Annotated in this window: 18 protein-coding genes and 2 pseudogenes; 16 read left to right on the plus strand and 4 right to left on the minus strand. The window is 62.0% G+C overall.

The annotated features are described in order from the left end of the window. Positions 1-25 precede the first annotated feature (25 nt). The 7 genes from U1700_RS01925 (at position 26) to U1700_RS01950 (ending at position 6894) form a co-directional block, all read left to right on the plus strand. Positions 26-1261 carry an NAD(P)/FAD-dependent oxidoreductase gene (locus U1700_RS01925; RefSeq protein ID WP_332749661.1) on the plus strand — a complete coding sequence of 412 codons (1236 nt, stop codon included), beginning with the start codon at positions 26-28 and terminating at the stop codon, positions 1259-1261. A 438-nt stretch (positions 1262-1699) separates the two neighbouring features. Then, positions 1700-2362 carry a S24 family peptidase gene (locus U1700_RS01930; RefSeq protein WP_332749662.1) on the plus strand — a complete coding sequence of 221 codons (663 nt, stop codon included), beginning with the start codon at positions 1700-1702 and terminating at the stop codon, positions 2360-2362. Between the two features lie 154 nt (positions 2363-2516). Then, positions 2517-2753, plus strand: a complete 237-nt coding sequence (locus U1700_RS15560; RefSeq protein WP_443025867.1) for a transcriptional regulator domain-containing protein — start codon at positions 2517-2519, stop codon at positions 2751-2753. Next, a complete protein-coding gene (locus U1700_RS01935; RefSeq protein WP_332749664.1) occupies positions 2746-3357 on the plus strand; it encodes a DNA -binding domain-containing protein in 612 nt (203 codons plus the stop codon). Before U1700_RS15560 ends, U1700_RS01935 begins: the two co-directional genes overlap by 8 nt. Before the next feature lie 345 nt (positions 3358-3702). Beyond that, positions 3703-4728, plus strand: coding sequence for an ArdC family protein (locus U1700_RS01940; protein WP_443025894.1), 1026 nt, complete (start codon positions 3703-3705; stop codon positions 4726-4728). Continuing rightward, a complete protein-coding gene (locus U1700_RS01945) occupies positions 4725-4988 on the plus strand; it encodes a hypothetical protein (RefSeq protein ID WP_332749668.1) in 264 nt (87 codons plus the stop codon). The genes U1700_RS01940 and U1700_RS01945 overlap by 4 nt, the downstream gene beginning before the upstream one ends. An 82-nt stretch (positions 4989-5070) precedes the next feature. Beyond that, positions 5071-6894 carry a ParB/RepB/Spo0J family partition protein gene (locus tag U1700_RS01950; RefSeq protein WP_332749670.1) on the plus strand — a complete coding sequence of 608 codons (1824 nt, stop codon included), beginning with the start codon at positions 5071-5073 and terminating at the stop codon, positions 6892-6894. Between the two features lie 108 nt (positions 6895-7002). Here U1700_RS01950 and U1700_RS01955 read toward each other — a convergent pair whose 3' ends face one another. Continuing rightward, a complete protein-coding gene (locus U1700_RS01955) occupies positions 7003-7152 on the minus strand; it encodes a hypothetical protein (RefSeq protein ID WP_332749672.1) in 150 nt (49 codons plus the stop codon). 649 nt (positions 7153-7801) lie between these two features. On the opposite strand from U1700_RS01955, the gene U1700_RS01960 reads away from it, so the two are divergent. From U1700_RS01960 to rlxS, 6 genes and pseudogenes are all read left to right on the plus strand, one after another. Then, the gene (locus U1700_RS01960; RefSeq protein WP_332749674.1) at positions 7802-8098 is read left to right on the plus strand and encodes a DUF736 domain-containing protein; all 297 of its coding nucleotides are present in this window, start codon (positions 7802-7804) and stop codon (positions 8096-8098) included. A gap of 172 nt (positions 8099-8270) precedes the next feature. Beyond that, positions 8271-8498 carry a helix-turn-helix domain-containing protein gene (locus U1700_RS01965; RefSeq protein WP_332749676.1) on the plus strand — a complete coding sequence of 76 codons (228 nt, stop codon included), beginning with the start codon at positions 8271-8273 and terminating at the stop codon, positions 8496-8498. Further along, positions 8491-9060: a S26 family signal peptidase gene (locus tag U1700_RS01970; protein WP_332749677.1), complete on the plus strand. Its 570-nt coding sequence runs from the start codon at positions 8491-8493 to the stop codon at positions 9058-9060. Before U1700_RS01965 ends, U1700_RS01970 begins: the two co-directional genes overlap by 8 nt. Next, on the plus strand, positions 9048-9653 hold the full coding sequence (locus tag U1700_RS01975; RefSeq protein WP_332749678.1) for a lytic transglycosylase domain-containing protein: 606 nt from the start codon (positions 9048-9050) through the stop codon (positions 9651-9653). The genes U1700_RS01970 and U1700_RS01975 overlap by 13 nt, the downstream gene beginning before the upstream one ends. A 328-nt stretch (positions 9654-9981) precedes the next feature. After that, positions 9982-10993: pseudogene (locus tag U1700_RS01980) on the plus strand (IS110 family transposase); the annotation flags it as partial. Positions 10994-11653: 660 nt separating this feature from the next. Further along, complete coding sequence (rlxS, locus tag U1700_RS01985; RefSeq protein ID WP_332749679.1) at positions 11654-13627, plus strand: relaxase/mobilization nuclease RlxS; 1974 nt, start codon at positions 11654-11656, stop codon at positions 13625-13627. Between the two features lie 193 nt (positions 13628-13820). On the opposite strand, the pseudogene U1700_RS15565 reads toward rlxS, so the two are convergent. Continuing rightward, positions 13821-14955 (minus strand): annotated as a pseudogene (locus U1700_RS15565) (IS3 family transposase). 295 nt (positions 14956-15250) lie between these two features. Between U1700_RS15565 and U1700_RS02005 the strand changes: the two are divergent. Together U1700_RS02005 and U1700_RS02010 are read left to right on the plus strand one after the other, a co-directional pair. Further along, positions 15251-15985: an IclR family transcriptional regulator gene (locus U1700_RS02005; protein WP_332749683.1), complete on the plus strand. Its 735-nt coding sequence runs from the start codon at positions 15251-15253 to the stop codon at positions 15983-15985. A gap of 70 nt (positions 15986-16055) precedes the next feature. After that, positions 16056-17300 (plus strand): MFS transporter, encoded by a 1245-nt coding sequence (locus U1700_RS02010; protein ID WP_332749685.1) that lies wholly within the window; start codon positions 16056-16058, stop codon positions 17298-17300. On the opposite strand, the gene U1700_RS02015 is transcribed toward U1700_RS02010, so the two are convergent. Then, positions 17278-18462 (minus strand): mandelate racemase/muconate lactonizing enzyme family protein, encoded by a 1185-nt coding sequence (locus U1700_RS02015; protein ID WP_332749687.1) that lies wholly within the window; start codon positions 18460-18462, stop codon positions 17278-17280. The genes U1700_RS02010 and U1700_RS02015 overlap by 23 nt on opposite strands. Next, positions 18459-19379, minus strand: a complete 921-nt coding sequence (locus U1700_RS02020) for a dihydrodipicolinate synthase family protein (RefSeq protein WP_332749688.1) — start codon at positions 19377-19379, stop codon at positions 18459-18461. The genes U1700_RS02015 and U1700_RS02020 overlap by 4 nt, the downstream gene beginning before the upstream one ends. 220 nt (positions 19380-19599) lie before the next feature. Between U1700_RS02020 and U1700_RS02025 the strand changes: the two genes are divergently transcribed. Beyond that, positions 19600-22206 (plus strand): TonB-dependent receptor, encoded by a 2607-nt coding sequence (locus U1700_RS02025; RefSeq protein WP_332749690.1) that lies wholly within the window; start codon positions 19600-19602, stop codon positions 22204-22206. Positions 22207-22238: the final 32 nt, after the last annotated feature.

The raw sequence follows: 22238 nt of genomic DNA on the forward strand, positions 1-22238 counted from the left end.
TGGTAACTCATCGATCGGGACTAAAGTGAAAAATCAGGCCGACGTCATCATCGTTGGCGCGGGGATCGTCGGGCTGAGCATCGCGCACCAGATACTGCGCCGCTCCAGCCTCGATGTTCTGGTGCTCGAGAAGGGAGCGGGGCTCGGCGAGGGATCGACCGGTGCCTCGTCCGCCGTCTGCCGGTTCCGCTATTCGAACGACGAGATGGTGCTGCTGGCACGCGACGGGGTCGCCGCTTATCGCAATTGGAGTGAATTCCTGGGCCTCACCTCACCTGCCGGCACCTATCATCGCCAGGGCAATCTCTGGTTCACTCCATACGGGCGTAGCTGGGCCGAGCCCGAAGCGGCCCGGCTCATGCGGCTTGGCGTAAGCGCGTCGGTACTAGACGATACGGCGCTCGCGAGCCGCTTTCCTCTGATGAGCCGCTGTATCCGTTCCCCGGACCTAGAAACCGGTGCCGACCACTGCTGCGAGGGCGGCGGAGTGCACCTACTTGAAGAAGATGCTGGCTACATGGACCCCATGGCCGCGGCGGCCGATCTGCTCGAAGCAGTTCGTGCGCGCGGCGGGAAAGTGCAGTTTGGTTGCAAGGCCACGCAAGTGCAGAGTGAGGGGGGGCGGGCCACTGGCGTGCTCCTCAAGGACGGAACGACTCTGTGCGCCGGTGTCGTCGTGAATGCCGCTGGGCCGTGGTGCGACGATCTATTCAAGGACCTTGGATTGGCGACTTGGCCGCTCGCTCCTACCCGTATCCAGATCGTCCATATTGACTGCCCGTCTGCCTATCACAATCAGCTACCAATTTGTGCCGACCTAACGAGCGGAATTTACTTTCGCGAACAGTTAGGCAGCCAGCAAATCATTGTCGGTTCGGTGCTTGAAGCCGACGAACAGGACAAGATTGGTGACCCCGACCTGTTCGATCGAGGTGTCGATCAACAGTTTGTGGCTGCGAAACTCCATGCATTGTCCCACCGCTTCCCAGCTCTCCCGATTCGTGGAGTAAAAGGCTACAGCGGGCTCTATACTATCAACGAGACAGACGTTCATCCGATCGTTGGCGAGACGGCCTTGTCGGGCTTCTATGCTGCGAATGGCTGCAGCGGGCATGGATTTAAACTTGCTCCATCAATTGGAAGCCTCATTGCTCGGTCCATCACTGGCAATCAGGATCATTTCGATACGTTCGCCGACCCAGGCTTTCTCAGCGTCAATCGCGCTCCGATAAGTGTACAAACCAAAAGTGCCCTTGCCTAGGCTGGTGTAATCGGTGGAAGAGAGGCGAACAAAGTTCTGCACTTCACTCTACCCTCAGTGCATGCGGCGCAATGGCGCACCTCACGGAAGTTGAGACTACCTGGGAAAGTCTCGCGTATGGCCCTCCGCCTTCGGCCGTCTGTGCCGGCATCGGGTAGCCATCGTCATAATCAGGTCGTTAGTCAGATCGGGTTTTTGTCAAGAAATGAACTTACTTTTTGAACGGTCGATGGTCGCGGGTCGCGTCCGCACCTAAGATCGAATACGAAGCGCGAATCTCCTAACACCTCGCGGCCGAAGCGAGTGGGTGGAGTCCGAGTGGCCCGGAGATACTTTTCAACGCGGTGCAGCAGCATAACAACCTCGACTCGATCAAGCCCTATGATCGTTAGTCAATTCCTACTTGTCTAGGGTAAATGTCCGTCCTATGTTCTGGATATGACAAACGTCGATCAACGAGCCGTGCTTGAGCGCCTGATCCAGGAGCGCCGCGAGGATTATGCCAGCCTGTCGCGGCTGATCGGGCGAAACTCCGCCTATATTCAGCAGTTTATCCGGCGGGGCGTACCCAAGCGGCTGAGCGAGAGCGATCGTCACACCCTCGCTCGCTATTTCGGGATATCGGAAGTCGAACTGGGCGGTCCGGGGCACGATTCAAGTGATGCTTCACGAACCTCTTCGTCCCTCATCCCGGTGCCCCGTCTCAACGTCGACGCTTCTGCGGGGCCTGGCGCGTTCAACGACAGCGAGAGCGAAAACGCTCATATCGGGTTTGACGAGAGGTGGCTTCGACGTGTGTCTCGGAGCAAGTCGAGTGACTTGTCGGTGATCAAAGTTCAGGGCGACTCGATGACACCGACGCTTTCGGACGGAGACGATATTCTCGTCGACGCCGGCGACGGCGTCGAGCGGCTGCGCGATGGGATCTACGTTCTGCGCCGCGACGATGTTCTTCTCGTGAAACGTATTGCTCCTAGTCCGGCATCCCGGCGGATCATCATCCAGAGCGACAATGACAGCTATCCTAGTTGGCCGGACTGCGAGCTGGCTGACGTCGACATCATCGGGCGAGTCGTCTGGGTAGGGCGCCGCCTCCGCTAACGGACCGTATGCCCGCTCATCCCACGCGCATAAATCCGACAAAATGAGCGCATCGTCGTTTTGTTGGATTAAAATAGGAATTACCCTGCAACTTCATTTTTCGTTCTAGTCGGAGTCGATCTTGTTGGTCGCCTCCTGAATTGGAGGAACGAGCGTGTCGTCAGATTTGCGGGTTTCTGTCGCCCACTCCGCCAGTCTGACGTCGAGTTATGGGCATCTGCGTGAACTGGATAGGGCCGGTTGGGCGTGGGAATGGCTTCGCCGCAATCCGGATTTTACGTTCCCTGCACTAACGACAATAGCGCGTACTGCGACCAGCTCAGTCATCGTTATTCACTCTGAGACAGCGATGGAATGTAGCTTGCTGCGCTGGGGACTTCACTATGGCTGAGGCAGCGCCCTCGCACGCGATTTCCAACCATGTCGTCTGGAGCGCCACGGTCGATCATTCTGTTGTTTCCTGTGCTGCCGAGCCGATCGCTCCGGACCATTCCGATGCCTTCCGCATTGATCGACTGACTATTCCCACTACGACGATCGTCGGGACGTCCGGCTCGGAGCATCTGTCGATATCCGACGGAATGAAGCGCATCCGGCTCGATGTCGTGTCGGGGACACTGCTCCAAGGTTCCGTCAAACTTCACTATCGGCTCGCGGGCTTCGAAAACTCCGAAGCGCAGATGTTGACCCTGCAGCGATTGTTGGCGTTGCACCGTCTCGGCCGGTTTTCGCGTCGCCTTCATCCGCGTGAACCCAAGGCCGAGCGGTGGGTAATGATGCTCCGGGCACATGATTTAAGTACCTTGGGCGCCTCGCAACGCGACATCGCCGGGGTGCTGTTCGGTCCCGATGTGGTCGGAGAATGGCGAACACGATCCGACTTTCTCCGACTGCGCGTCCAGCGTCTGCTGCGCGATGCGAATGGGATGATCGGCGGCGGTTATCTCGATTTGCTTCGTGGCTCGCATGACCTGAGGTCCGACGCCTCGCGCTGACGCGCGACCGCGCTCTACCATGCCAGGCCGCGGAGCGTCCCGGCCCTACGGGTGACGATCGCATGGCGCGACGGGACCCTCGGTCCCTGACATGGACGCGCCGCTTGCGCGGCGCGGCGCTATTATTGCCGGACCCGGACAAGCGGGTTGGCCGGCGCTCCCCTCTAGGTCCGCCGCGGCCAGCGGCAACCGGCGCTTCGCGCCAGTCCTCCACTGCGTTGCGGCCGTTCCGGTGCCGCCGTCCGCTCAATGCGGACCTTCCAGGTCGCCAGTCGCCGCCCACCCCGCTTCTCCGGGGTCCGGTGTGAGATTTGAAAGGAAGGACCGATGCGTCACGACGGGACAATGCGCACTTCGCGCGCGGGTGCGGGCAAAGGCCGGGCGCGAGGCGGAAGAGGCGCTCGCGGGGCACGCGCTGAAAGCGAGCAGCCGCGCGTTTCGCTGTATGCCGAGGTCACAGCGCGCATAATTGCCGAGCTGGAGGCGGGACGGTTCCCGTGGGTCCAACCGTGGAGCAGCGCGACCGCCGCGCCGGGCCTGCCGTGCAATGCCGTCACCGGGCGACGCTATTCGGGGATCAATATTCTCTTGCTGTGGGGCGCAGTGATCGAGCGCGGTCATGCCTCGCAAGGCTGGCTGACCTTCGCCCAGGCGCTCGACGCAGGTGGGTGCGTCCGCAAAGGCGAGCGCGGCGTGACGGTCGTTTATGCCGACTGCTTTACCCCCGAGAACGAGCGCGAACGGGCGCGGAGCGAGGGCGACGATCCCCGCACGATCCCTTTCCTCAAGCGCTTCGCCCTGTTCAACATCGACCAGTGCGATGGCTTGCCCGAGCGTCTCGCCATTGCCGCGCCGCCGCTTCCCGAGTGCGAGACGATGCCGATTGCCGAGGCGCTGATAGTCGCTTGCCGAGCGGACTTCCGCATCGGCGGAGCCAAGGCCTATTACGCACCGGGCGCGGATTATGTGCAGGTTCCGCCGCAGCCTGCCTTCCATCACCAGATCGATTATTACCGCACCGCGCTGCACGAGCTTGGCCACTGGACCGGGCATCACTCGCGTCTTGGCCGTGATCAGTCACACCCGTTCGGGTCGGCGGACTATGCCCGCGAAGAACTATGCGCCGAACTGGCCTCCGCCTATCTCTGCGCCGCGCTCGGGATCGTGCCGACCGTTCGCCATGCCGACTATCTGGCCTCGTGGCTTGAGGTGTTGCGCGCCGATCCGCGCGCGATCTTTCGCGCTGCGAGCCACGCCAGCCGCGCCGCCGACTATCTGCTGGCATTCCAGCCCGACGCTCCGCAGGACAATCAGGCCGCAATCGCCGCCCCGGCAGTCGCCGAAGCCGAGCGCATGGAGCTGGCATCGTGACCGCATCGCCCCTTCCAATCGCGTCCGCGCACCTGTCCGAACCGACGCCCGTCGGCGAGCAGCGACTTGTCCCCGGCGTCGTGCCGATCACGATGCGCGACCGGTTGCAGGCGCGGATGGCCGCGCCCTTGCTGCCGACCCGCCCGCAAAAGCCGCTCGACCTTGGCCTGTTCGACATGGCCGCGCGCAACCAGCTCGACCTGTTCGGGATCAGCGGGCGCGCGCAGCGCACTGACCCCGAACGCCAGCCGCCACCCTGAAAACCGGTTTGGGCCGCGCGCCGCGCCTCCCGGCGCTCGGCCCAGTCTTCGAGCGGAGGCAATCCCAAGAAAGGAACTCATCATGCAACTTGCCCACATCGCCCTCGACCATCTGTCGATCTCGCCCGCCAACATGCGCGCCTCAAAAAAGCTGCCCGAGATAAGCGATATCCTCCCCTCCGTCCGCGCGCGTGGCGTGCTTGTGCCGTTGCTCGTTCGCGCCAACGGCTCGCCCGATACCTATGAGATCGTCGCCGGTCGCCGACGCTTCTTCGCCGCCAAGGCGGTTGCCGACGAGGGCGGCAGCGGCGATCCGCTGCCCTGCGCGGTGATGGAGCCGGGCGACGATGCCGCCGCGCTCGAAGCCTCGCTGATCGAGAATGTCGCGCGATTGGACGCCCACGAGGTCGAACAATGGGAGACGTTCACCCGGCTCGTCACCAAGGAAGGACGCCGCCCCGAGCATATCGCCGCGACCTTCGGAATGGAGGAAGTGCAGGTTCGCCGCACGCTGGCGCTCGGCAATCTCCTGCCCAAGATCAGGGAAGCCTATGCCCGCGACGAGATCGATCCGGCTAGCGTCCGCCATCTGACAATGGCGAGCAAGGCGCAGCAGAAGGAGTGGCTGGCGCTGTTGAATGACAAGGACGCCTATGCCCCGACCGGTCATAGTTTGAAGCAATGGCTGTTCGGGGGCCAGCCCATCGCTACCGGCGTCGCGCTGTTCGACCTTGCCTCTTTCACCGGCCAGATCGTCGCTGACCTGTTCGGCGATGCAGGCTATTTTGCCGACGCCAACGCGTTTTGGGAAGCCCAGCGCGCGGCGGTTGAGGCGCGGCGACTGGCCTATCTTGAGGCCGGGTGGAGCGAGGTCGTGATCCTCGGGCCGCACGACTATTTCCAGTCGTGGGAGCATGAGAAGACCGCCAAGTCGAAAGGCGGCAAGGTCTATATTGCCATCTCGCATCGCGGCGAGGTCGCGTTACACGAAGGCTATGTCAGCCGCCGCGAGGCGGAGAAGGCGCGCCGCGCCGCGCGTGGCGAGAGCGAGGTCGAGCTGATCAAGCCCGCCCGCCCCGAGGTCAGCAGCAGCATGCAGACCTATGTCGACTTGCACCGACATGCGGCGGTACGCGCTACGCTGACCGATCATCACGGCGCTGCGCTTCGGCTGATGGTCGCGCATGTCATTGCCGGGTCGCACCTGTTCCGGGTCCAAGCCGAGCCGCAGCGAAGCGGCAATGACATGATCGCCGAAAGCATCGAGAATGCCCCCGCCGAAGCGGCGTTCGATGCTAAGCGGCGCGCTGTACTGGCCATGCTCGACTTCGATCCGGACGCGGCAACGGTGGTCGGGAGGTTCGGCGATGGCTACGCCACGGCGGAGCTGTTCGCCAAGCTGTTGACCCTGACCGAAGCGCAAATCCTCGATGTGATCGCGGTCGCGATGGGCGAGAGCCTTGAGGCGGGCAGCATGGTCGTCGAGGCGGTCGGGCTTCACCTCGGGGTCGATATTGCTGCGCTGTGGCAGCCCGATGCAGCCTTCTTCGAGCTGATCCGCGACAAGGCCATCGTCAATGCGCTGCTCGCCGACATCGGCGGCGAGGCGGTCGCCAGCGCGAACGCTGGCGAGAAGGTAAAGGCGCAAAAGCAGCTGGTCCGTGACTTCATCGATGGGACCAACGGTCGGCCCCAGCGGGCATGGTTGCCGCGCTGGATGGCGTTTCCGCCCGCTGCCTACACCGACCGGGGCGGGTTCCGGACGGTCAGCCATGCCCTCCAGGTTGCACCCTTATTCGAGGCCGCAACATTGCCAGAGGAGGTGCAAGAGGTCGCGGCAGTGATCGAGGCGGAGGCCGATCCCGCTGGCGAGGACGCGCACGAAGAGACGCTTGCAGCCGCATGACGATGCGGGCGGTGGCATGCGCCGCCGCCCGTTTGTCGCTCGAAAAATCGCCGCGCGCCGTCGCCTTCGGGCAACGGCGCGCGGCTTTGATTGTTGAAATTTTGCCGCTTACGCGGCGGATTGATCTGAGGATGAGATGCCCGCGAAATCGATCCGCAGCTTCGGCCGCAGCTCGGCTTGATCGACCAGCGCCTGATACTGATTCGCCAGTTCCTCGTGAATCGCGGCGACATTTTGCTGGCTCGCCGCCAGCGCCAAACGCCGTTCGTCACTCGCACGCTTACGATAATATTCGACATTGTTCGACGACATGGCTGACCCCCCGGTCGTTCGCGGGCATGCGGGATGCCGATTGCCGACTCGCGAGAACAGATCGACAACGAGCCTTGTTACGCCACCGTCTCGTTACACGATCGTGACCGCGCTTTTTCGTGATGACGTCGGTTGGAGATATTCGTGGCTCTCCGAGGCGCTTGAGTTCTTCCGGCGCAGTCCAGCGATAAGCTGAACGCGTGGCGGTTGCCTGCACTTCATTCCTTCTTCATGGCCAGTGCGCTTCGCGTCGAAGGGACAGCCTGGCGTAAAGCGCAAGCAATTTTGACCATGGCGCGGTATCCCGATCAGCGCGGGCTTAGGGTCACTTCACTGCTCACAACCGCCCTCACGGCCTCGTCGATTGGCTGGCCTGGCGCTGCGGTTCGGGCGCTTCGCGCCCCGGCCTCATGCCCGCAACGGCGGCCGACGAGCTTTTTCCCCGCCGCTTTGCGGCTCCTCGCGCAGCAAAAACCCCGTCCGCCGCCGTCCTCCGCTGCGCTTCGGCCCTACGGGTGCGGGCCGACCGCCGCAGCGCCTCAAGGCGCCATCGAGGCCGCATCAGGCGGTCGCGACCAGCACAAGGAATAACATCATGGCACAGATCGGAACCTTCACCAGCGGCGACAATGGCATGCTCGCCGGCACCATCCGCACCCTCACCCTCAACGTCAAAGCGACTATCCGCCCGTCCGAAAAGGAGAATGACAAGGCCCCCGACTACCGCGTGTTCAACGCCGCCGTCGAGTTCGGCGCGGCGTGGAAGAAGACCTCGCGCGAGGGCCGCGACTACCTCTCTCTCAAGCTCGATGACCCCAGCTTCCCGGGTCCGATCTACGCCTCGCTGATCGAAGGCGAGGGCGGCGAGCAGGCGCTGATCTGGTCCCGCTGAGCCTCGGATCACCCCGCCGCGCGATGCGCGGCGGGGCCTTTTCCATCAGGTCAAGTCGACCCGGATCGCAAATCGGGAGGGTCGATTTGCGAGCCTCCCGGCGACCGTCGGGCGCGGCCATTCCCGGCGCAGCGGACGGCGTGGTGCCCTCCGCCAAACACGCCGAGGATCCATGGAAGACGATTTCGACCGCGCCCAGCGCGCCAAGAAGGGCAGCCCGTTTCTTAATACCGAGCAAGCCGCCTTCTATCTGGGGTTAAGCCCCCGCACGCTCCAGATGATGCGCAGCAGCGACGGCGGCCCGCCGTTTCGCCGCCACTGCCGCTTCGTCCGCTACCACATCGACGACCTCGACACCTGGTCGCGCGACGTGCGCGGCGTGGATCAGTCACGTGTTTGAGGCGGCAGAAGAGGGCGGTCTCCCGCCCGCCGAACCGGGCATTCAGATTTTCTCCAGGCATCGCTCTCTGCTTATTCGCGCTTCGCTCATCGGTCTCGGGATCGGCATCCTGCTCGGCACGATTGCTCATCCGCCGAAGGTCCGCTTGCTGTGGAATGCGAGCGCCAGCGCCCCGGTCGGGCTCTACCTGATCACTCCGGGAACGTCGCTGGAGATCGGCGATATGGTCGCCGTGCGGACACCGGCGGGTGTCCGCAAGCTCGCCGCGATGCGCGGTTATCTGCCCTCCGGCGTGCCTCTCGTGAAGCGCATCGCAGCCATGCAAGGGAGCCGGGTGTGCGCGATGCGAACGCGCATTATCGTCAATGGGCTGACCCTTGCGCATCGGCGCAAGCGTGACGCCGAGGGCCGCTTAATGCCTTGGTGGAACGGCTGTCGTCGACTCCGAGCGGGCCAGTTTCTGCTCCTCAATCGCCCGGCCAGGTCATTCGACAGCCGTTATTTCGGGCCGGTCGCGAACGAGGCGATCCATGGCAAGGCGGTGTTGTTATGGCAGCGCTGAGCCTGGCCATGGCCGTCGCGTTGGTCGGTGACGCCCCAGCTGGACCGTCGTCGGTTGGCCGGTGGCAGCCGCTAATCGCCGAGGCGTCGCAACGGTTCGGCGTCTCCCAAAGCATTATCGCGTCGGTCATTCGCGCAGAAAGCGGCGGACGAACGACGCTCAACGGCCGCCCGATCGCCAGCCGGGCGGGCGCGATGGGGCTCATGCAGTTGATGCCCGGGACGTGGGCCGAGCTTCGATCCGAGCTTCGACTTGGGCCCAATCCTCATGACCCACGCGACAATATCCTTGCTGGGACTGCCTACCTGCGCAAGCTCGGGACACGTTTTGGCTACCCTGGCATGATCGCCGCCTACAACGCTGGACCGGCACGCTACGCGGCCTATCTTGCGCGGCGGCAGCGGCTGCCAGCCGAGACGGTAGCCTATCTCAATACGGTCACGGGGCGAGCAACGGCAACCGCAATCACCCCGCAGACCCAGCCGCGCGAACTGATGTTCGTGCTTCGGCGCGACCTAACGAACGCGACACCGACAGGGCGAAATCCAGCTCAGAACAACGGCATATTCGCGATCGAACGGCCCCACCAATGACTGAAAAGCGAAGCGCAGCAACCCCGAATCTGAGGTCTGGCGGCGCCTATTCTATGGGCGAGCGGCAGCGAAAGGGACGTTCGATAGCGCCCCTTTTGGACGGTACTCCGACGGCGAAATGGCGGGGGGAAACTGATGCCAATTCTTGTTTGGTTGGCGAGGATGGGGGAGAAATGGAGGGAGAGAAGGGATTGCCGCTGTATTTGGGCGTGACTTGGCGGACGACCGGGCGGCCCAGTCCAAGCCGAGTGACGCACTGGTTCCTTGCGTCGACTCTACCTCTGGGCCGACGCTTGCGGTGGCAAAACGCAAGCGAAGGAGCCGTCAAATGGAGTATTTTGCAGGCCTCGATGTGTCGATCGACGAGACCGCCATCTGCGTCGTCACCGACGGCGGCGATGTCGTGATGCGCACGTCGGTCACAACCGATCCCGCGATGATCGGTCAGGCCCTGGAGAAGTTCGCCGACCGAATGCGACGCGTCGGCCATGAAGCCGGATCACTGACTCCGTGGCTGCACGCCGAGCTGCTCGCGCTCGGAGTACCAGTTATCTGCATGGAAACGCGCCACGTTCGTGCAGCGATGGCCGCGCAGCGCAACAAGACCGACGCGGCTGACGCGCTCGGAATCGCCCATCTCATGCGCACGGGGTGGTTCCGGGAGGCGCATGTGAAGAGCGCGGCCTGCCACCGGTTACGACTGCTGCTGAGCCAGCGCCGCAACCTCAAACGCAAGTTCCTCGACCTCGAAAACAGCGTCCGTCACTCGCTCAAGGTGTTCGGGATCAAGCTTGGGAAGGTCGGCCGCGGCGGCTTCGAACGCGCCGTCCTGAAGGCGGTCGAGGGCGATCCAATGACGCTGGGACTGATGGAAGCGATGCTCCGCGCCCGGTCGGCACTGTGGGTCGAATACCTCGCGCTGAACAAGCTGGTCGTGCAGATCACGATGCGGGACGAGCTGTGTCGCCGCCTGATGGCAATCCCCGGCGTGGGGCCTGTCACCGCGCTCAGCTTCAGCACCGCGATCGAGGATCCGACACGGTTCCGGCGCTCGCGCGACGTCGCGGCCTACTTCGGCCTGACCTCCAAACGATGGCAGTCGGGCACCTCGATCGACATCAAGGGTCGCATCAGCAAGGCCGGCGATCCAGATGTTCGCCGCGCGTTGTACGAGGCTGCGTCGGCGATGCTGACGCGCTTCAAGGGCAGCGATACGATCAAAAGCTGGGGTCTCAAGCTGGCCCAGACCAAGTGTCATGCCAAGGCTCGCGTCGCGGTTGCGCGCAAGCTGGCGGTCGTGATGCACGCGATGTGGCGCGACGGGACCTTCTATGTCGGCGATCTCGATGCGACCGCAGAGCAGGTAGCAACATGGGTCACCGCCAAGGAAAAGCGCCTGAGTTACGCGCGGTCATGAGGATGATGATCACCTGTTCACGCCGCCGGTGAGCGGTTCAACAAGCTGAGGAGATCCGCGCAAGCGGATGAGCGATGATACAGACCAGGAAGACGGGAAGCACGGTATCTTGCCTGTGGCCGGCCACGCCGGACCACGCCGTATTGCCTGTGATGCTGCCCCGTGACTCCGATAGCGACATGTGCCTCGAGGGTTCGAACGCTGGCTTCGTGCCACCTAAAACTGCCCTCGATGAGCACGGAAGAATGCACGGCGTATCTGATCTCGACGACTGCGAGCGACCTTTGAAGTGGGCGTGGATTACTACGGCCTTGACTGGTAAAAAGGGAGAATGGCGATGGCGAAGACTTGCAGAAAAACGACCCCAAATAAGAATGCAAGATAAAGGCAGTGCCTCGCTGGCCCTGCTAAGTGTCTGTCTGCACATCTTTTTATCGCGAGACAGGGTCTCGCTTGAGGGAGATAGGTCGAATAGGAATGGCAGTAATCCGGCGCTTTCCCGCGCAGATCGCGAGCAACGCCCTAGGTCCTCCTCTTATCGTCGAGCCGCCGCCACGCGAGCGCTCGTTGGCGTGCTCCTGCCATGACGGACGACGAGTTCAAGCCTCGCCTTGGCCGCCTTCGCGCTAGCGGGCCGAGCGGCAAGCGCACTCGGAAATTCCTTGGCCGGATTGTCGCTGCGACAGCGCGGACGGGCGCGTCTACCGGCGTCAGATCACGCCGTTTCGACGGCAGTCGGATTGGGCGAGGCGCGAGCGTCGGCCGAGTGCTGCGCGGCGGCGATCGCCATTCCGGTCTCCGCAGCCGTCGCGTCGTTATCAAGGCGCGGCTAGTCAAGCTAGGCACGAAAGGGGTCTCGGCGAGTCGCGCCCACCTGCGCTATATCCAGCGTGACAGCGCCACACCCGACGGAGCACCTGCCGGCCTCTACTCGGCTGATCGCGACGTCGCCGATGGCGCGGCCTTCGTCGAGCGTGGCAGCGGCGATCGTCACCAGTTCCGTTTCATTGTATCGGCGGAGGACGGCGATGAATATCCCGACCTTAAACCATTCGTGCGGCGGCTAATGACGCAGATGGAAGAGGATCTGGGGACCAAGCTCGATTGGGTTGCCGCCGACCATCGCGACACCGGTCATCCACACTCGCACATCATGCTCCGCGGCAAGGATGATCGCGGCGAAAATCTGATCATCGCCCACGAGTATATTGCCCACGGATTCCGCGAGCGCGCGTGTGCCCTCGTGAGTCTCGACCTCGGACCGCGCACCGACCTCGAGATCGAAGAGCGTTTGCGCCACGATGTTGGCCAGGAACGCCTGACCGCGATCGATCGCCGGCTCGTTCGTGCCATGGATGGTGATAGGATGGTGTCGTCGGCTGACCGCGATCCGCTACAACAATCGCTTCGCGCTGGTCGACTCAAGACCCTCGAACGACTTGGCCTCGCGGATTACCGAGGCGGTGGTCGGTGGCAGCTTGCTGACAGCCTTGAGGATACGCTCCGCCGGATGGGCGAGCGCGGCGACATCATCCGCACGATGCAGCGTGAACTGAGTGCCCGCCTTCCCGAGCGCGCCGCCGCCGACCAGGTCATCGAGGACAGCAGCGAAATGCAGCCGATCGTGGGCCGCGTCGTCGCGCGTGGCCTCGCCGATGAACTTAATGATCGCCATTATCTGGTCGTCGACGGGATCGATGGGCGCAGCCACTACATCGGCATCGGCAAGGGCGATGCGGTCGAACCTCTGCTTCAGGACGCGATTATACGTGTCGTGGGCTCACCGCGAGGTGTGCGTGAGGTTGATCGAACAATTGCTGCGGTCGCAGCGGCGAATGACGGCAACTACACAATCGACGCTCACCTTCGCTTCGACCCTAACGCAAGCGAGGCGTTCGCCGAAACGCATGTCCGCCGACTTGAGGCGTTGCGGCGGATTATGCGCAGCGTCGACCGTGAACCCGACGGACGCTGGGTCATTGGACCGGATCATCTCGAACGCGCGTCCGCATTCGAAGCTAGGCTTACGGTCGATCGGCCCGTGACTGTCGAAGTCCTGTCCAGCGTTCCGCTTGATAGGCTTAGGACCATGAACGCGGCTACTTGGCTCGATCGCGAGTTGACCTCAGCCGAGCCTCTACCGGTTCGCGACGCGGGGTTCGGTCGCGAAATCCGTTCCGCTCAGATGTCCCGGCAGGCGTGGCTGATCGAGCACGAGCTAGCCGAGCAAGTCAGCGGACGAATGACCTATCGCCCCGACATGCTGTCTACGCTCCAGCAACGCGAGCTTTTGATGATGGGGAAGCGGCTCTCGGAAGAGCTTGGCAAGCCGTTCGAGGAAGCGCGGCAGGGTGATCGGATCGACGGTGTATTCAGGCGACGGATAGACCTGGCAAGCGGCCGCTTCGCACTGATCGAAAAGTCTCGCGAGTTCTCGCTGGTTCCGTGGCGGCCCATTCTTGAGCGTCACGTGGGTAAGTCTGTTGCCGGCGTCATTCGAGACGGTGGAGTGAGTTGGGTCATCGGGAAAGGCAGATCCGGGCCTTCCGTTGAGTGACCGTCATCGGTATCGCGGCCCGAGCGCAAGCTCCTGTCGTGGCTCGGCCGGAGTGCGCCCAGTCCCCGTCGTTCCGACATCGACAGTCAATTCCCGAAAGCCGCCGGTCGGCTTTCCGGCTAGATAGTCGAGAGAGGTGGCTCGGTTTGTTTGAACAGGCTCGCGCGTTTGTTAAGTGGAGCGTCTGCCGGTTTCATGCCGCTGCGAGGAGCGGTTGGTTGAAGTAGGCCTGATCGGGTGTCTTGCGGTCAAGTGAAGAATGCGGCCGTCGGGTATTGTAGAACGTCAGATACCGGCCGATCGACGAGCGGGCATCGCTGACCGAGGCATTTAGCCCGCAGATAGACCTCCTCGTATTTGACCGAGCGCCACAGGCGCTCAACAAACACATTGTCCCGCCAGGCGCTCCTGCCGTCCATGCTGATCGCAATCTTCTCGCGTTGGAGGACAGAGGTGAAGCCGATACTCGTGAACTGACTGCCCTGGTCGGTATTGAAGATGTCGGGCTTGCCGAAGCGCGCCAGCGCTTCCTCCAAAGCCTCGATGCAAAAGTCCGTCGTCAGCGTGATCGACAGCCGCCAGGCCAGCACCCGCCGGCTGAACCAGTCAACGATGCGACGAAGTATACGAACCCGCGCGCCATCGGGATATAGGTTATGTCCGTGGCCCAGACCTGGTTGGGCCGCGTCACCGCCAGCTTGCGCAGCAGATACGGATAGATCTTGTGGCCCGGCTCCGGCTTCGACGTGTTCGGCCGCCGGTAGATCGCCGCCACGCCCATCTTCTTCATCAGCGTGGCAACATGCAGGCAGCCGACCTTGACGCCTTCGGCTCCAAGCAGATCGCGCAACATCCGGCTGCCAGCGAACGCAAAGTCCATGTGCAGCTCGTCGATCCGCCGCATGATGGCAAGATCGGACGCCGGCACCGGCCTTGGCATATAATAAACACTGCCGCGGCTGATCCCCAGCTCCCGCGCCTGCGGGGCAATCGGCAGCGCGTGGACACGGTCGATCATCGTTTTGCGCTCGGCAACAGTCCCGCCTTGCCGAGCGCCCCGGACAAAAATCATTCACCAACGTCAACTCGCCGATCTTGGCGTGCAGCGTTTTCACGTCGATCATCGGCTCCGCAGGTCCAGTTCGCACGTCTGATCCGAAAACACCGGCGGCGCCTTCCAGAAGCTGCGAGCGCCAGGTCGTGATCTGGTTCGGGTGAACGTCGAACTGCTGCGCCAACTCGGCCAGCGTCTTCTCGCCCTTCACGGCTGCCAGCGCCACTCTCGCCTTGAATGCCGGACTGTGGTTCCGGCGCGTTCGCTTCGTCATCATCTCTCCTGTTCGACAGCCATCCAGGCCACCTTCAGGCAGACACTCCACTTAACGCACTGTCCAGTTTTGCCGGGCCACCTCTATGATCGAAGCGTGATAGCGATGGAGCGGGTGAAGGGAATCATGCGCTATCAACCGTGGCTCAAAGCGATCGTCTGAATTCTGTTCCGATCAAGACCATTTCTCGATTCCGGCTCAACGGCCGCGTTGCGGGAGTTCCTTGTCTTTTCACGATGCGACCTAGCGGCTTGCGTTGTAAGGTGAATGTGTCTCTAGGCAATACAAAGTCTTCATGGATTATATCATGTCCGCTCAAAACAGCGCTCAGCCAAACCAGAGTTTGATTGATGGCATGGCGACTTTGCAGGCGCTGGCATCCTCGGCCGAGCCCGTAGGATGCCGGGAACTGGCGCGCGCGCTGGCCTTGGATCCATCGAAGGTGAACCGTTTGCTCAAGACGCTCGCTTATCTCGGGATCGCTAGGCAGACGGCTAATCGCAAATATACGGCAGGTCCGGGGATGCATGTCCTTGCGGCGCAAAGCCTCTTCGCATCGGGGCTGGTGCGTCGCGCGCTCCCCGAACTCGAGCAGCTAAGACGATTTGGTCACACCGTCGCAATGGGCGTTCTGTGGAACGACAACGTAAGCTACCTTTTCCATGCGCCGCCGGGCATCGAAGCGTCGCGCGGCCTTGGTCGTATCGGCCTGCTTCCGGCAACGACGAGTGGCATCGGCATCGCACTGCTCGCGGAGCGGGACGACGACGAGATACGCAGCCTTTATGCTGGACGAGACATCCCGCGGTTCCCGGACGGCATTGATGCTTTGCTTGCGCTGTTGGCGACTGTCCGCGCGCAAGGCTTTGCCCGTGTTCACGTCGCGGATGATCGTGATCATCACATCGTTGCCGTAACCACCGGCGATCCTGCCCATGCGGGCGTCGCAATGTCGGGGTGGATACCCGAGTCCGCGACGCAACCCTTGGTAGAAGCGTTGCACAAGGCGACGCAGGACATCCGCGACTGAACCTCCGACACGCATTGCATCGCCTCTCGTTATTGCTATCAGTGCAACAGATGGTTTGGGGAGTGATGGCATGACAATCGTGCTCGGATTGCCGCGGTCGGGGGTTCGATGGGCGATCCTGGCGATGTTGTTCGGCTCGACGGTCCTCAATTACTTGGACCGGCAGGCACTTTCGATCCTCGCTTCGACGGTTCAGCGAGATCTGGGAATCACCGATATCGGATATGCGCACGTCGTCCAGTTGTTCCTGGCGGCTTACACGCTTGCGTATCTCCTTGCGGGACGCATCACCGATCGGCTTGGAAGCCGGCTGGCTTTGGGCCTGTTCGTCGCCTGGTGGTCAATTGCCAACATGTTGACCGGACTGGTGCGAAATGCCGCCGAACTCGGCGCTTCTCGGTTTGCGCTCGGACTGGGCGAGGCGGGCAATTACACCGTCGGACCGAAACTCGTCGCCGAGCTTTTCGAACCAAGGGAACGCGGACTGGCCTTGGGCATCTACACGGCAGGGGCAATGGTGGGTGCAACGCTTGCTCCGCCGCTGATCGGCGGAATTGCGCTGACCTTCGGATGGCGGGCCGCGTTCATGGCGACGGGAGCGGCGGGCCTGGTCTGGCTGCTGGGGTGGATGTTTGTCAGCCGAGGATTATTGAAGGTCGTGCCTGGAGCCGAACGGCTTGAATCCGAGCCGGCGCTGTGGCGCGAGATCTTGACTGATCCGACAATCTGGCTGCTTGCGCTGTCGCGTGCTATCGCGGATCCCGTCTGGTATTTCTACCTGTTCTGGTTCCCCAAATATTTGACCGACGAACGGTCAATGGCGTTATCCGCTGTCGCCGCCTCCGCCTGGCTGGTCTATCTCGCAGCCGACCTCGGAAGTGTCGGGGGCGGAATGATTTCAAGCCGCCTTGTTTCGCGTGGAACCGCCCCCGAGAAGAGCCGGATCATGGCCATGGCGATGGCGGCGGCCATTGCGCCGGTTGGCGCGCTTGCGGCTACCCACCCCGCGCTCCCAACGCTGTACCTAATCGCCTCGACGGTGGCGTTCGCGCACCTCGTGTTTCAGATAAATATCAGTACATTGATCGTCGATATATACCCCCAGCGTCGCGTTGCGACGGTCTTCGGGGTCATCGCTGCCGGAAGCGGCTTGGGTGGACTGCTCTCGACCCAAGCAGTGGGAATGCTGGTAACCTCGGGTAATTTCGACCGGGCTTTCACGTTGATGGCCTTATTACATCCGCTCGCCTGGATCGTCGCCTTCTTCGCGTTCCGGTTGGCGGGACGCAGGGTCACGGCACTGGAAAACTCGTGATGGGTTCGGCGCGACGCCAGAATGCCTCCGCCGGGGTTGCACCCAGCCCCATGCCTTCGGGAAGCAAATAACCCTCAGAGTCCGCAGCCATGCTGGTCTGTAAGTGCTTCAAGTTGCCGTCGAACACCGAGGGCTGCCATTCGTGCCGCCACAGTCCGGAGCTCGTCGCCGAGGCGTGCAGACTGGCTGCCAGGAAGATGCCAGTTCCAATGGTGGCATGGGGCGCGACAGCGATGCCAGCACGCTCGGCTAATCTGAGGATCCGTAAGAATTGCGTGACCCCCGTGTGCGCCATTTCGGGCTGGATGAACGCAAGCCCGCCTCCATTGAGGCGAAGCGCGGCTTCATATTCGGTGCTCCATTCCTCGCCAGCGGCGATCGGGACTTCGCTGTGAGCAATGACGTAGGCTAGGCCGCCTACATCCTCGGGGCTAACTGGGGCCTCAATGAATCGCGGGGTGAAAGGTGCGAGCCGCGAAGAAAGCGCCACTGCGGTTGGAGGGTCAAATTTCCAGTGAAGGTCCGCCATCAGGTCGACGTCGGGACCAAGCGCGCTGCGAAGCGCAGCGAACTCTTCGGCGATGCCGTCGTGGCTGATGACGGCGGCGAATTTGATCGCCCGATGCCCCTTTTCTTTCCACTGGACGGCGAGAGCAACCCGCTGCTGGAGCGACCCTGCGGGTAGCCCCGAAACGTAGCTGGGAATTCGGTCGTGGACGCGCTCGCCGATTACCGCCCACAGAGGCAAGCCGAGTTGGCGTGCCCGTAGGTCCCACAGTGCGATGTCGATGGCAGCAATGCCGTCCACCGTGAAGCCGCTGGAATGACCGCGCACGCGCATCAGTCCGTAAAGCGTGTCCCAGGTGGACTCCACGTCGCCGGGCTCGGTCCCGACTACGACCGGGGCAAACAGGTCATCGATGATTTCGCAAACCGCGCGTGGCGCGCAAATCCCGTAGGTTTCTCCCCACCCGACGGTGCCGTCCCGGGCCGTAATTCGGACCGCCACGGACCGATCCGTCGTTGGGTAGAGGGTCCCGTTGCCCTTCCTGACTACGTATCCCTTGGCGTTGATCGCTTCGCCAGGGCCGAGCGGCCCAAGATAGGGGACGTCGCGGGGCGAGGTGACAATAAATGTCTCGATGGCGACGACGGGGTTCATTGGGCGGCTTCAGCCACGACAGGTGCGATGTGCAGTAGGTCCGCGATCCGTTCGAGCAAGACGCCGAGTTCGCGGTGGTCGAACGGATCGAGTTCGGGGCCGGGCGCGCGCACGAAAGCAGAGCGTATCAAGCCACGCCGGCGGAGCACTTCCTTCGTCAGCCGCCAGCGGAATACCGCCTGCATACTAAGGAGCGGTAAGGTGCGTTCGAACAGCTGGCGAGCGTGATTTTCGTCGCCGCTCTCGAACGCCGCAAGCATGGCGACGTGAACTTCGGTGATCTCGCAGGCCGGCATCGTGCCTTTTGCCCCCCGTCGCAATTCGTCGATGACATAGCGCGCGCCGGCTCCACCGAACACGCCATCAAGCGCCGTCTTATATCGGGCAAGCGCCGTGATTCGTTGGCCTGATGGCATTGCTTCCTCTTTGACAAACCGGATCACATCAACCTTCATGGCCAATTCCCCCACGGTAGATGGGGATAATCCGGCACCCATCGGTGCCGGTGCGTTCTGGAGCATGATCGGCAGCCCGGCCTGCCGACCAAGCGCGTCGTAGAACCCGGTCAACGCCTCGACATCGGACCCCAGTGCTGAAGGTGTAAGAACCATCGCCGCCACCGCCCCCGCCTCCGCACCGGCCCGGGCGTAAGTGATTGCGTCGGCCGGCGTTGCGGCGCTCGCTCCAACGATGAACGTTGCACGACCGGCCAGCCACTCCCCGATAGCCTGCGTAGTGGCGATCCGCTCCTGACGTGTGAGTTGGTCATGTTCGCTCGCAAGACCTGGAAATACGACCCCGGTTGCGCCGCACCGAACGAGGTAATCGACCACGTTGAGCATGCCCTCGCGGTCAAGCTCACCGTGGACGTCGAAGACGGTGGGCATGATGGGGAACACACCGGATAAATCGACCATCACTCGCCCCTGTCAGTTCCGCACTGTTGCTTGTAAAGCAATAGAAGGATCCTCGATGATGAGTCAAATAAGTCTTGCGTAGCTTTCGTTGCTTCCATAGACACATTCGAAGCGCAATTTAAGAAGCAAGTAGACAGGGGGTGTCGAGATGACGAGATCAGCGATCCGGATTTCATGGCCAGCGGTTTTGGCAGTTTCGACAGCACTAGCGTCTCCGGCCATGGCGCAAAAGACGGCGGCCCCCGCGGAAGGTGCTCCTGCTGTTGCAACAGGCCCGAATGATATCGTTGTGACCGGTATCCGACGCAGCCTTGCCGCCGCGCGAGATATCAAGCGAGAATCCACGCAGTTCGTGGATGCCATCGTAGCCGGCGATATCGGCAAATTGCCCGATACCAATGTTGCCGAATCGCTCGCGCGCGTTTCCGGCGTTCAAGTCGACCGCGGAATTGGTGAAGGCACCGACATTTCGATTCGGGGACTGCGCCAGAACGTCATTCTGTTCGATGGCCGTCAGATCTACGATGCGACCGGTCGCGGAGGCAACGGCCTCGACCAGCTCGGCACCTCGACCTACGGGCTGTTGGCGCTGGTTCCGTCGGGGCTGATTTCGCGACTGTCGGTAACCAAGCTGGCCGGTGCCGATCAGATCGCAGGGTCGATCGGCGGAGTCGTTGATATCCAGACGCGCAAGCCGCTTGAAGGCACGCGGAGCCAGATCGCTGCAAGCGCCGCCTTGTCATACGATCAGCTGGCCAAGAAGCCGGGCTTCGAACTGTTCGGAATTGCTAACACGCGCACCGCCGATGGGACGCTCGGGATCTTGGTAACCGCCTCGTATTCGCAGCGCGACCTGTCGCAGCAAAGCCTCGACACCTTCTCGGGCTACAGGCGTTTTTCTGACGCAACCGTGACCCCGGCAGTATTCCGCTTTGGTAACGCCGATGTGCGCGCGCAGGAGATCAACGAGCGTCGTCGCAAGCTAGGACTGTCGGGCACCATTCAATGGCAGCCCAGCACCGATGTCGAAATCATCGCCGACACTTTTTATTCGAAGCTCGATTCCGACCGGAACCGTCACTGGCTTTCCTTCAATCCCACCGCGGGCCTGAGCGGAGCTACCTATTCCCCCAATAATATCCTGTTAAAGGGAGCCGCGACGACGGCCGTTCTCACGAACACCGAATTTGCAACGGTCGGTTCGGATGTCTGGTCGTCCGCTGTGCGCGGCAAGGTTCGTTTGAGCGACGCCATCACGACATCTGCCGAAGTTTCTTACGGTCGCTCAACGTCGAGCTATCGACAGCTCTATTTTCGGCTTCAACCGATCTCGACGATAACGCCAACGGTCGCCTTCGATTTCACGAACACGCCATATGGCAGCTTTGTAATCAACGGGATCAACCTGACAGACCCTGCGCAGCTTCGATTCACGATCCTGTTCGACCAGCTTTTCCGCGCAAAGACGGACAGTCTCGACGCCCGGTCGGATTGGACAGTCGATACTGGAAACGGCTTTCTCGACAATTTGCAATTCGGCGCGCGCTATAGCCGTCTGCACTCGCTGCAGAACCCTTTGCGCGCCGACATTCGGCCCGCTGGCGGTCTCGTGGCAAGTTCGCTTGGCGACTTCGTGACGACCTACGCCAATCCCAACTTTCTGCCGCAGGGGTTCATGGGTCTGCCCCGAACCTTCCTTGCGGCAAATCCCAACACCGTTACCGGTTGCGCTGCCTTTACTTCCATTCCTGCGATATCCCAGAATATTCAGTGCACAAGTCCGGGGACAACCACCAACTCGCTTGCCGGCACCTTTCAGGTTAAGGAGCGGTTCGTAGACGCCTATGGCAAGCTGAACTTCGGGACCGAACTCGCCGCCAGCAAGTTAACCGGAAACGTCGGACTTCGCTATGTCGACCGTGACCTTACGTCGATCGGGAACATCATCAATGCCGCAGGCGGCGCGACGCCTACGGTGTTTCTGCGTCAAGACCGCGAATGGTTGCCCTCGGGTGTTGCGAAACTGGCGGTCGGAAAGGCGTTGGTACTGCGGCTCGGGGCTGCAAAGGTCGTCGCATTCCCCAATACCGAAGACCTGAACAATGGTGTGACGCTCAGCAACAATGCCGTCTTCGTGAATGGGGTTCAGACGTCGCCGGGCACGGGCACGGGTGGTGCACCGGGGCTCAATCCATTCAAGGCGAAACAGCTCGACGGATCAATCGAATATTATTTCGGCAAGCAGGCGCTTGTTTCACTCGGTCTTTTCTACAAGGACATTTCGAGCTTCATCGTCCAGCGGCAAAGTGCGGAGAGCTATGGTGGCGTCAATTACCTGATCAATCGCAACGTCAACGGGGCGGGGGCCAAGGTCAAGGGCGTGGAGATGCTCGCCCAGTTGCCATTCTATTTCCTGCCAGCTCCGTTCGACGGTTTCGGTATCGTGGCGACCTATTCGTTGATCGATTCGAAAACGCCAATCACCGACATCAGCGGCCGCACGCTGCCTTTTCCTGGCCTTTCGAAGAACAACGTCAATCTGATCGGATACTATGAGCGCGGCCCCCTGAGCGTTCGGGTCGCCTATAATTGGCGCGATCAGTATCTGGTCGGGCTTTCCGCAGCCGCGACTGGCATCTACAACGACAAATACACTGATCTTTCCACGACGATCCGCTTTGATTTCGATAAGGCCGTGTCGCTCAGCATCGAAGGAAACAATCTCCTCAACAGCCGGCAGCGGACCTATGATGGCGTTCGGGAGGCGCTGCGGACGAACGCGATCTATGGTCGGCAGTTTAAGGCCAAAATCAGCGTAAAATTCTAACTGCGCTGAAAGCGAGGACGGGCGTGAGGTTT

Origin of the sequence: Sphingomonas sp. RB1R13 (assembly GCF_036663775.1) — a bacterium.
Classification (GTDB): domain Bacteria; phylum Pseudomonadota; class Alphaproteobacteria; order Sphingomonadales; family Sphingomonadaceae; genus Sphingomicrobium.